Below are 11,613 nucleotides of genomic sequence, written 5' to 3'. Positions count from 1 at the left end.
GTCTGACGGTGTACACGCTTCTTCACACAACACATAAGCCAATAGCTGTGCTTCGCCCCCATGCACGGGCTTCTGTGCCATCACTAAGCTTTCAATCACACTGTTGTGACTCGCCAGTGCCGCTTCTATTTCACCTAGTTCAATCCTAAATCCGCGGATCTTCACTTGGTTGTCACTTCGCCCGACATATTCCACTTCACCATTGGCGCACATCTTGACCAAGTCACCCGTTTTGTATAAACGCGGGCTTTGACCTGCTATCGTGTCTGTGTAAAAAGGGTTATCAATAAAGCGTTCGGCAGTTAAATCTGGACGGTTGAAGTAGCCACGAGCCAGCCCCGCGCCACCAAGGTGCAATTCACCAACAATACCATGTGGTAACAGTTGACCTTCGGGGCTTAATACCAAGAGTTGGGTATTGAGTACTGCATGGCCAATACTCAGCGGCTTGGCAGGGTCAATCTCACCCATGGTCGCATTCACACTGTACTCTGTCGGCCCATAGGCGTTCAGCAGCTTAATGTGGCTGGGGCGGGTCTCATACCAGGTCGCAATGGCTTGCTCACTCAACTTGTCTCCGCCCACACTGACTAGGCGAATATGGCTAGCACATGGTATATCCTGCTCGTGCACCACTTCATGCCAAAAAGCTGTCGGTAAGTTCAATAAACTGATTTGGTGTGTCTCGCAGTGCGCCCAAAAATCCGCCACCGACGCTAACCACTCGTCGGTGCGTAAAACCAGCGTACTGCCACAGCACAATGCCCCAAATAGCTCTTCAACTGACATATCAAAACTGATGGGGGCAAACTGTAAAAGCTTGTCTTGTGGTTGAATATTATAATTGTGTGCCAAGGTCGCCACGAGATTAACTACACCACGGTGTTCCAGCATCACGCCTTTAGGTTTACCCGTCGAGCCTGACGTGTAAATAATGTACGCCAGATCCTGTTCTGACATAGTGACCCCTGGATTGCTGTGTGGTTGCGCCGCGATTGCCGCATCGTGCAGACTTACCCACTGGCACTGACTATCTGCAATCGGCGCGGCGTCCGTTTTTAGTGTACTCAACACAACCTGTGCTTGTGTGTCGGATAACATGTAACTCAAGCGCTCTTCTGGGTAATTCGGATCCAGTGGCACATATGCCCCACCCGCTTTTAAAATCCCTAGCACACCTATCACCATCTCCAGTGAGCGCTCAGCATATAGCCCCACTAAACTGTCACGGCCGATATCATGGTGCGTAAGCAAATAATTGGCGACTTGGTTGGCACGCGCATCCAAAGCGCAATAACTCAATGTCTGTCCTTGAAATACCACCGCAGGATGATCGGGTCTTTTGGCTGCCTGCTGCTCAATTAAATGATGAACCGCTTCACACTCTATGTGATTCACGTTGTCAGATAATTGGGTCGCACCAACATACTGAGCAGTATGCGTCTGCAACAAGCTGCTAATTGAACACTGCGGTGAAGACACAAAGCTTTTTGCGCAAAAAATGACTAAATCAAGTATTATTTGCGCAACACTGCGATCAATTACTTCTGAATTGAAGTGCAGCTTTAATAGTGGGGCGCGTTGTTTTTTATATTCATATAAATTAAATGCGAGTAACTCCTTGGATTGACCGCTATTGAAGATATCTACGATTGTAGATAGTCCTGTATCACTAAAGTCGAATCCAACACTCTGATAGTTAAAGCTAATATCGAATAAGCTTTGGTTTGTAAACTCGTCTGCAAGTGCTTCTTTTAATGTGTGAGTAGGCAAATCTCGCCATTTAAGGTGACCAAATAATGCACGCTTACATGCGTTTAATGCAGACTCAGCTGTCATTGATCCATTGTAATCAACCTTAACTGGCAACATGCCCATCAAAGGGCCTATCAGGTTTTTATACTGCGGTTTTTTTCGATTGTGAATAGGCGTACCTATAACCACACCGTTTCCACCATAAAAACGGCACAATGTCGCAGTTATCGCCAACAAAAATACAGGCAGTACAGCAACGCCCATATTTTTGATATGTCTCTGGAGATCGCTGTATTCATCTAATGGAAATTCGTATTGAACGGATTCAAGCGGCCCCGGCTTCGCTGGCATCACTAAAAGGTTTGATGACGCAATTCTATCTCTCCAAAATGCGATGCCGTTTTCTATTTTTTTAGGTGGAAACGCTGGCTTTAACTCGTCAAAGTAATCGAATACTGAAAACTCATTTTCAATATTATTTCCTTTGCAATACCTCAATACTTTACGGATAAAGTTTTCAAAGCCATACCCATCAAGTAGGATATGGTGAGAAACAAGAATCATGGAAAAAACATACTCATCCTTGATTATTGCTACTTTAAACAACGGGCCTTTATTTGAAATAAAATTGTCATAAATGTCATTCGCAATAGAGTAAAATAGTTCAACTTTATTACTATCAATGAAGTCTTTTGAACTAGGTATATCTACGAAACATTCTTCAACATCACCTGAACAGGTAAAGAATAAATCATCACAAACATCTAATTCCGCATTAAGGATTGAATGTTCTGAAACTACTTTTTTAATAGCCTCTTTTAATAATTCTGGGCGAACATCATCTTGAAAATCTACTTTACCACCGATGCAAAGAGACGAATCGCATCTTAAAAGACAATCAAAATATATCTCTTTTTGAGACTCCAACATGGAGTATTTTTTTATTAATGTCACTTGCTATCTCGCGTACATAAATCCATTAAAAAGCAAAGGCAAACGCAACAATAAGCTGTTCACTCAATGAGCCAAATCGACTGTTAGGTTAATTATTAAAACGCAAGAAACCACTTAGAAAATTAATCACTAGAGTTGGCTAGCAATGTTAATTAACTACTGACTTCAATCCATCTTAAAAACAAAAAATCCCAACAATAGAAGCAGCTAATACCTTTCTCATAAACATTAAAAGCCAAATCGAGGAATAAAGAATCCACCACGACCTCACTTAGGACCGGAAAAAGGTATCAGATGATAATTATTTTGTAAACAAAAACAAAACAATGATAATAAAAAGTTCATCAGTTAACACTTGCAACATTAGGGTTTCACTGATGTAATATTTGCATTAATGACGCAGTAATAAAATTTAACATTTTACATAGCGTTAATTCATAGACACCAACTAGCAATAAGTGTTATAAAATCGTATGTGGATTGCCCATCTTATGAATTATTTCCTTATCTCGTGGCCACAATCTTGCTATATGAAATAAGGGAATAAACCGAGATATACACACAAAATTGATGCTGTGGTTAACCAATCAATTGTAGAAATACTAATATTCATCTAAGGAAAGTTATGATAAAAAAATTTTTCACCTCAATTTTATTTTCACTAACTATTTGCAATTCTGCTTATAGTGCAGAGGATGGAATACTTTATTTAACGGTGAATACATCAGGAAAAAAAGTATCTATCGAAGCTAAACTGGATGAAAAGTCAAAAAAGTTCATAATTAATGAAGACAGTGAAATCACAAAAAGTAACTTTAAATCTATCTTAGAAAAGTTAAACAAATGGGATTTGGGAAAGAAATATTTAGACAACAACCTTGCTCAGTATGAAGAAAGTATATTCCATCCCATCTCAGCAATGTTAGACGAGTCAAACCAGGTGCATTTTGTCTTAGATAAGGGTAGTTTTTCTTTTGCTTTAGACCTAATACCATTCAAAGGGGAGCCACTATTTTTACAGCGTCCTACATCCTTTAGTAGCAAACCACTCAATGTCGTTACAGATTATAAATTTAATCCTGAAGGTTTAGGGTTAACCATAAAAGATAAAACCACAGATCCAGAAAAAGCGTCATTACTGTTATCAAAATTGATGCCTAAAACAGTAAACTATAAAATGGAAAATATAACAAAAGCACATTTGGCGCTAACAAACGATCTAGATACCGCTTTAATCAGTCTACATGGAATTGCATCTGATGATGAAGCCTATATGCAACTCAATGACGAAGAACTCTATTCGGACGATATCGTCAAATTAAATAGTAAGCTACTCTATTTAGATTCTTGCCAAATGGGTTCTTCCTTTAACTTTGCAGAACATGTCTCAAAAAGTGCCAACCAGTTCATCATCGCGCCTCTTTTTGACAATGAAGCAGGAAGCTCATCTACCTTGACCATTCATTCTTTCTTCACCCAATTGAGCCATGGTAGCACCCCCGTTGACGCGATGTATCGCACTCGAAAGTCACTCTTTGAGAAATATAGCAAAGCCTACGATTTCAAGAAGGCAATTTGGAAAGCCTACCCATTCAGGGTGATCCAGAGCAACTAACACATCGCACTGTTGAGCTCGCACCCAAAACAAAAATTGTGTGCATTTTTTGCAGGCTGTAGACCATATTTATATCCCTTTATGGTTTACACCCCTCACGCTTTAAAGTGCATGCATTAACATCACTGGTTGCTCAACATTAATAGGCCAAGTTGTTTTTTTGACTAAAGAATTGATAAATAACTGGCTACTACGCACTCGACACATAGTACACTTTGAGCAGGGAATCCATGCTTAACCCACCAGCGAAAAATAGATTTATTTAAACGTTTCTACTTGCTCTACCTTCTTTTAACAGCATGAACAGGCAAGTCAATGTACCGCATTTAAATCACGCTAACCTTCATTCTGACTCGATGATTAACTGATCCACAATGCACACCTTTGTACGTTGTGACAGAAGTTGGGCGATGAATGAATCGCCTAACAAATTCGCCAGATACCATACGCAACCTTTTTAGACTCACGATGCTCATACTTTTTAACACCACAGTAGATCATAAACAGCAAAGGCTCGTTTGGCAGAATATGGAGGAAACTCAAAAAAATAGCCAGTATGCCTGGCTATTTTTAATAACACGACTTAATGACAGTAGTTATCTACGAAAGTTAAATCATTGATATGCTCTGGCGCATCCATAACATAGGTAGAGACGGCTGTTTGCGGATTAACGGTATAAATTTTCGCGCTTTCACCTGAGACTCTTCCTGAAACGTACAATGTACCATCATCAGAAATTGCCAAACCAGACGCCCATTTAATACCATGATGACCAACTAACGTTAATGCCATTGAACCATCATCAATCGTATATAAGGATTTGCCAGTTAATACATAAAGAGTATTGTTATCAGCAGAATAAGCAATATCACCATGAGAGAAAGAATCACCAGCGTAACGCATCTTACCTAACACTGTTTTTTCGCCAGTTTGTAGGTTGTAGTCATACATATACGTTTTACTGGTGGCGCGCAATGATTGCCCACTGGCTGTGACCGCAGAACGATAAATTGGCCAAGACTTAACATCAGCCTCAGCCGCTTGAACACCAGTTTCTAAATCCAGAGACCAAAGTTTCGACGCTTTGCTGCCTGAATCAAGCTGCTCCATGAAATATAGCTTACCATTGTGGCTTGCAATATTTGACGCCGTGTTTTTCGCCCCAGCGACGACACTGTAAGTGCTTGTTTCTAAGTTAAACTTATAGACATAACCCGTTTGAGCTGAACCATAGTTATTAATACCAAAAATGCCTGTGTGGCAGGCCTGTTTTTCAGTGACCACAACGTTATCAATAAAGCCCCCTAAACTGTCGTTAGTACCCGTACCAGTGAAACGGATCTCTGAGCTGTTTGAGTTCGCCTCTACAGACAATGTAAAAGATTGCCAACCTCTTTGCGTTGCGTTTAAATTCAGCACGGTTACGCCATTCCATTTAACATCCACTTTATTTGTCTGCTTGTGGCCAGTCACTCGAGGTGAATAATAGAATGACACTTCATATGTTTTGCCCGCTTCAGTCGCAACACTTTGAAATACGCTGTGATTGGCTGTCGAATCTAGCTCAATGTATTGATTACCGTCTGGGGCGTTAATGATTCCAAGACGCGACGTTTGAATTTCAAACCTCGCCCCTTCACTTTGCCACCCAGTCACTGCATTTAGTAATTTCCACTTTGAGTTTACGACATCCTGCTCGAAGGAGCCGTTTGTGATTAGATTGTCCGCAGTTGCAATTTGCGACGCAAAAAGCATGGACATTGCAAAAAGAGATAATTTCATATCATGGTTCTCCAAAGTTTAAGTGTGTTTAAAATATATTCATAAAAAATTTATTACTTACATTCAATAATTTAGATTTAAAACATTGGTCAATAAGTACTAAATTTAGATATTCATTTGTAATGTATTTGCACAAATTATACCTAAACAAAAAGACGGGCTTATCTATTGGGAGGTTGCCATAAATTCTCAAGGCTTTACTGACAGCGCATAAGGGTGATCATTTAATGCGCTGAATTAGATTTTTGACATGCTAAAGTATGCGCAATTATTCAGGCCATGGCGTACTTTGTTCACTGTATTGAACATCAAACCTAACAAAAAAGAGTATTAACAAGACATGAAGCATCCCTTACAGGGGTGCGAACGACCATTTTTTCTAGCGTTTTTATCAGAAAAAGGTACCAAAATCGGACCTACCCATAACTATGCAGTCCCGAAAGTAGCAAAAATCACACCTTAGAACCAATCGATGTCATCTCGTTTTCAAATCATGAAAAGTAGAACCGACATTAAGATAGCTAAGCCATCGCTATTAACTAAAGAAAATAAACCACTACTCGTTATTTATTTTTTCGCCAAACATCATTCATAAATGTTTGCCTATTAAATTAAATAAGTGCGGTTATACATGAGACAATGCAGGATCTGTTCTCATCACTTTCTGCATAAAATCTATAAAACATCTCACTTTTAATGGTACGTAACGGTTATTAGGAAAGACAGCACTAATGGGGTAGCGTTTGTAATTATCTTTTAAAATATGTACTAGCTGACCAGATCCCAGCTCTTTATCAACTAGCCATTTCGGCATCAATGCAATACCAGCATTTGCCATTAACATTTCTTTGAGCCCAATACCATTGTCACATTGAAAATTACCAGTGACTTCGACGGCGCTTGTTTCTGATTTATCGCTAAAAACCCATACCGTTCCTCGTTTGGGCGATAAACTATAAATAAGGCAATTGTGGTTTGCTAAATCATCAGTTGTTTCAGGTATTGAGTGCTTTGATAAATATGATGGTGAAGCGACAATAATTAGCTCATCATGGCCTAAGTGCTTAGCAATCATAGAAGAATCTTGCAGATCACCGAGTCGAATGGCAACGTCGATACCTTCTTTTACTAAATCAACCATGTTCTCATCAAACTTGATATCTAAATTAATATCAGGGTAAGTTGCTAAAAATTCTGAAATAACAGGCGCAACATACAGGCCACCAAACATGGTTGGCACCGTAATTCGCAAATCTCCTTTTGGCGTTGCAGTTAAAGAGCGCGCTTCAGCTTCAGCCTCATCAATTTCCATAACAATATTTGTGACACGTTCAAAGTAAGTTTTACCTGTTTCCGTTAAGGTATGCTTTCTACTTCCCCTTACTAACAGCTTCGTACCCAGTTTTTTTTCTAAACTCGCGATTCGCTTACTGATAGTGGCCTGATTAGTATTTTGCTCTTTAGCAACCGCGCTAAAACTACCTGTTTCTACTACGCGGATAAAAGAACGCATGGCAATGATTGAGTCCAACTAAGTATTCCTGCAAGGCATATCTGGTATGCCTTTTTAGCTCTATTTATAACATTAAAGCATGCGATATAGTCACCTTCAACTTATTTGAGAGCAAATACATGCTTTAAACAACTTCGTCCGTTGGGCAGTAAGGGGAAGAAATGAATAACACTAGCTTACGTATTATTGATAAGGAGGCACTGCCTCAAGGTGGCTTTGCTGGGATTGTTGAAACACGCATGGTGATGAGTCCAAAAGTTTGGCCTAAAGCTCAGTCAAACCGTCAAATCAGCCACGGCTTAGGTGATTTCATTTATTTGGCTTATGGACATTTTAAGCCAAACGACGGTGTGCCAATTCACCCACACAATGACGTGGATATAGTGAGTTTTATTACCTCAGGGAGCGTTGGTCATACAGGAACTCTAGGCGATGGCACCGTAATACAGGGACCAGGTGTACAAGTTCAACGCGCTGGCAACGGGATGCAGCATTCCGAATTTAGTGTTAACGATAAAAAAGCGGGCATCGTACAAATTTGGTTTTTGCCTCCAAAAGATGGCTTAGCATCAAGTTATCAAAATTTCAAAATACAAGAAGGCCAAATGACTACCGTGCTTGGTGGCCACAATGACAGTACCTTTGATAGCAATATGCACTGTCAGATAGGCTTCGTTAAAGGAGGTGAAGAGCTAAATGTAAATAAGCCATTTATCGCCATCATTACCCGAGGCACAGCAACCGCTAATGGAAAAAAAGTACACGAAGGACAACTTATTGAAGGAAAAGAAATGTCCTTAGTAGCAAAGAAACAACTTGGCTTAGTGCTAATCACCCGTGGAGATGAAAAATGAAAATATTAGCTTTTGGTGCATCGAGTAGTAAAACATCAATAAATAGAGCTTTAGCAACTTATGCCGCATCTTTAGTAAGTGATGCGACAGTTGAGCTCCTAGATTTAAATGATTTTGAGCTCCCGATATTTAGCGAAGACAAAGAGAAAGAGATTGGTCAACCCAAGCTAGCACAAAACTTTATCGCCAAAATGAAAAGTGCGGACGCCATCATTGTTTCATTTGCCGAACACAATGGAACTTACACCGTAGCATTTAAAAATATTTTAGATTGGGCTAGTAGAGTGTCTAGAGAAGTGTATCAGCAAAAACCTGTGGTGTTTCTCGCAACATCTCCAGGCCCTGGTGGTGCGGCAAGCGTGTTAAATATGGCTACCACATCAGCTCAGTTTTTTGGTGCGACTGTTAAAGGCAGCATGTCTATTCCAAGCTTTTATGAAAATTTTGATATGTCGTCACTGCAATTATCCAATCAAAAAATCAAATATGAACTTGAGCTGGTAGTCAGCGAGCTCATCAAATCATTGGGAGGAAAAAATGTTTAAAGCCAAAAAACTCGTTCAATATATAGTTGCAGCATTATCATTGAGTGCAGCTCCCATGCAAGCTAACGCTGATGCATTGCCAACCTCAGCCACTATTTTAGAATTTGCTGAAACAAATACTTTGTTTGTTGCAGATTCGGACTCAAGCAAGATTTTTGCTTATACTTTACCCGCTATTGAAGCTAAAAAGAGCTCTGAAAGCTATAATTTGGTTAACGTAGGGTCCAAAATAGCTAACTTACTTGGTGTTTCAACAAGTGCAGTGAGCTACCATGATATTGCTATTCACCCTATTAGCAAAGAAGCTTTTATTTCGGTTTCTTATATTATGGGAACTAAAAAAGTATCTGCGCTTATAAAAGCAAATCAAAAAGGAAGCCTTGAGCAAGTCAATTTAGCTAAATACCGCCATACGGTTAAGACATTGGCAAAAACCGCTGATGATTCAGTAAAGTTTTGGCGAGATATTCCGGCTACAACTTTAGCCATTACCGATTTGGATTATGTAAACGGTACACTGTATGTTTCCAGTTTATCTACAGGGGAGTTCGCCTCCACCTTACGTAAAATTGATTACCCTTTCAGTCAAGCTGACACTAGCTCGAATATCGAGATTTACCATACTGTTCACAACCAAACAGAGACTAGAGCACCTATTCGTGCGATGGAAGTGTTAAATCTCGGTGGCGTGGAAACAGTCGTTGCGGCGTATACCTGTACTCCTTTAGTTACTATTCCTACGGCAAGCCTTGCTGATGGGGCACATGTAAAAGGTAAAACAATTGCTGAACTTGGCTATGGAAACACACCGTTAGATGTTATCCACTTCAGTGCGACTGATCATACCCAAAAGCAAGAAGACTTTATTCTGGTTATTAATAAAGAACGAAGTGCTGATTTAATTCGAGTTGCCGATTTGACCGCTGCAAGTGCGAAAAAAGGGCTATCTACGCCAGAAATGTGGGCGAAAGCAGGTGTGCCAACACGCCCGGTTCCATTATCAGGAGTGTTACAAGCGGCAGATCAAGACAGTCAATTTATTGCTACCTTAAAACGCAATATCAATACAGGTGATATCGACTTAGTTTCGTTTAGAAAAGGGGCTTATTTCCGTCTAAATGACTTTATTAGTGAATATAACTTTAAAGACTATCAGTATTATCCGGAGCAAGACATGTTTAGACACTTTCAAAACTTGCTGAAAACGGATGCTGGCTATCCTGATTTAACACGTGAGTTATCAAAAGAGGCGAATAAGTAATGAAAACGACTCTGCTAGTGACAATCCTACTGTTGGTGTTTCCAGTATCAAGCTTGGCGAATTCAGAGCAATGTAGTGATTTCGATCAGCAGGAGCCAGTATCAGTCGTCTATCCGACTGCTGATACTTTGCCTGAAAACCTGTTACGCTTTTATGTCTACTTTAACCAGCCAATGAGAACTGAAGATACCTTATCGCACGTCTATCTTACTGACGACAATGGCAAGCGACTTGAAGGAGTATTTCTGGCAAATAAGGTAAATCTGTGGAGTCCTGATAGAAAGCGTTTGACGTTGCTGTTTGATCCGGGTCGTGTGAAAACTGGCCTAGTTGCACACAATACATTAGGTAGAGCGTTAGAAGACGGTTCAACTTATCAACTGGTTATTAATGCTGGCGCAATCAACCAGAAAACTTGCACTTCTGTTTACACAAAAAGATTTACCGTTGTAGCCCCTATTTATGAGAAACCAAGCGTAAATTCATGGCGCATCAGCCAGCCAAAAGAGCGCACTAAACAACCATTAATTATTGATTTTAATGCGCCAATTGATCATACCTCCCTAGCCTACCGCATTAGGGTTAAAAACGGGGATGGAGAGATTGTTTCCGGTCTTATTGATATTGGTTCACAAGAGAAACAGTGGATTTTTCTACCGAACACCAATTGGGCAGAAAAAGAGACATACACCTTGTTTGTAGCGCCTATTCTTGAAGACATTGTGGGCAATAGAATAACAGGCCTTTTTGACCAACCATCATTAATTGAAGATAGCATGACCCGCAACAAAGCGTTTGAGGTAGCGGTTCAACTGACTAAATAAACACTCGCTTACTTTTAATTAACTATATAGAAAAAGGTAAATTTATATGCCGCGATTTAATTCAAAGCGCAAAAACTTACTTGTAGCTTTATTTGCTTCTGTGGGTATGAGCTTTGTAATGTCATTTACAATGCTTTTAGTAAATATCGGTATTGTCGATAATTTTATATTATTGTGGTTAAAAGCGTGGCTTGTCTCTGTAACCATTGCTTTTCCATCAGCAATATTGATAGTGCCAGTTGCTCAAAAAGTAGCTAATGAGCTAATAAATACGTAAGAGTAAATGAGGACTCTAAATAACGGCTGTACAAGTTTGACAAGATATAGCGAATACTCTCTTACTATCGAATTCCCGTAGTTCGCTCATAACTATGCTCGGATATGCACGACTACACATATTACTCCTATAACTTATATAGCCTTTTAATAGCTTCATTAAAAATTGAAAAAATATGGTAGAAGGCTATTGAAGTAGCCATTGAGTTATTACAGTCAAAATATTCTAATCT

General features: G+C 39.7%; 9 protein-coding genes. 6 read left to right on the top strand and 3 right to left on the bottom strand.

Features of this window, described 5'->3' with window-relative positions; genetic code table 11:
* A partial coding sequence (locus L1286_RS18425; protein WP_235408495.1) for a non-ribosomal peptide synthetase occupies positions 1 to 2,685 on the bottom strand: 2,685 nt, incomplete at its 3' end.
* A gap of 649 nt (positions 2,686 to 3,334) precedes the next feature.
* Here L1286_RS18425 and L1286_RS18420 point away from each other — a divergent pair.
* Positions 3,335 to 4,324, top strand: coding sequence for a hypothetical protein (locus L1286_RS18420; protein WP_235408494.1), 990 nt, complete (start codon positions 3,335 to 3,337; stop codon positions 4,322 to 4,324).
* Positions 4,325 to 4,907: 583 nt separating this feature from the next.
* On the opposite strand, the gene L1286_RS18415 is transcribed toward L1286_RS18420, so the two are convergent.
* Together L1286_RS18415 and L1286_RS18410 are read right to left on the bottom strand one after the other, a co-directional pair.
* On the bottom strand, positions 4,908 to 6,107 hold the full coding sequence (locus L1286_RS18415) for a DUF642 domain-containing protein (protein ID WP_235408493.1): 1,200 nt from the start codon (positions 6,105 to 6,107) through the stop codon (positions 4,908 to 4,910).
* Between the two features lie 625 nt (positions 6,108 to 6,732).
* Positions 6,733 to 7,638, bottom strand: a complete 906-nt coding sequence (locus L1286_RS18410) for a LysR family transcriptional regulator (protein ID WP_235408492.1) — start codon at positions 7,636 to 7,638, stop codon at positions 6,733 to 6,735.
* A 143-nt stretch (positions 7,639 to 7,781) separates the two neighbouring features.
* Here L1286_RS18410 and L1286_RS18405 point away from each other — a divergent pair, with 143 nt between their 5' ends.
* From L1286_RS18405 to L1286_RS18385, 5 genes are read left to right on the top strand one after another with little or no spacing between them, the layout of a single operon-like run.
* Positions 7,782 to 8,474 carry a pirin family protein gene (locus L1286_RS18405; RefSeq protein ID WP_235408491.1) on the top strand — a complete coding sequence of 231 codons (693 nt, stop codon included), beginning with the start codon at positions 7,782 to 7,784 and terminating at the stop codon, positions 8,472 to 8,474.
* Positions 8,471 to 9,019, top strand: coding sequence for an NADPH-dependent FMN reductase (locus L1286_RS18400; protein WP_235408490.1), 549 nt, complete (start codon positions 8,471 to 8,473; stop codon positions 9,017 to 9,019). The genes L1286_RS18405 and L1286_RS18400 overlap by 4 nt, the downstream gene beginning before the upstream one ends.
* A complete protein-coding gene (locus L1286_RS18395; protein WP_235408489.1) occupies positions 9,012 to 10,280 on the top strand; it encodes a hypothetical protein in 1,269 nt (422 codons plus the stop codon). The genes L1286_RS18400 and L1286_RS18395 overlap by 8 nt, the downstream gene beginning before the upstream one ends.
* A complete protein-coding gene (locus tag L1286_RS18390; RefSeq protein ID WP_235408488.1) occupies positions 10,280 to 11,104 on the top strand; it encodes an Ig-like domain-containing protein in 825 nt (274 codons plus the stop codon). The genes L1286_RS18395 and L1286_RS18390 overlap by 1 nt, the downstream gene beginning before the upstream one ends.
* Before the next feature lie 46 nt (positions 11,105 to 11,150).
* A complete protein-coding gene (locus tag L1286_RS18385; RefSeq protein WP_235408487.1) occupies positions 11,151 to 11,381 on the top strand; it encodes a DUF2798 domain-containing protein in 231 nt (76 codons plus the stop codon).
* Positions 11,382 to 11,613 lie beyond the last annotated feature (232 nt).

Source organism: Pseudoalteromonas sp. SMS1 (assembly GCF_021530565.1).
Taxonomy (GTDB): Bacteria; Pseudomonadota; Gammaproteobacteria; order Enterobacterales; family Alteromonadaceae; genus Pseudoalteromonas.
Note: the sequence above shows the minus strand (reverse complement) of the source record. Positions and strands in the feature narration are given on the sequence as shown.

Coding starts and splice junctions, on each gene's coding strand:
- L1286_RS18420 (WP_235408494.1), top strand. CDS start 3,335: ATGATAAAAAAATTTTTCACCTCAATTTTATTTTCACTAACTATTTGC.
- L1286_RS18415 (WP_235408493.1), bottom strand. CDS start 6,107: ATGAAATTATCTCTTTTTGCAATGTCCATGCTTTTTGCGTCGCAAATT.
- L1286_RS18405 (WP_235408491.1), top strand. CDS start 7,782: ATGAATAACACTAGCTTACGTATTATTGATAAGGAGGCACTGCCTCAA.
- L1286_RS18400 (WP_235408490.1), top strand. CDS start 8,471: ATGAAAATATTAGCTTTTGGTGCATCGAGTAGTAAAACATCAATAAAT.
- L1286_RS18395 (WP_235408489.1), top strand. CDS start 9,012: ATGTTTAAAGCCAAAAAACTCGTTCAATATATAGTTGCAGCATTATCA.
- L1286_RS18390 (WP_235408488.1), top strand. CDS start 10,280: ATGAAAACGACTCTGCTAGTGACAATCCTACTGTTGGTGTTTCCAGTA.
- L1286_RS18385 (WP_235408487.1), top strand. CDS start 11,151: ATGCCGCGATTTAATTCAAAGCGCAAAAACTTACTTGTAGCTTTATTT.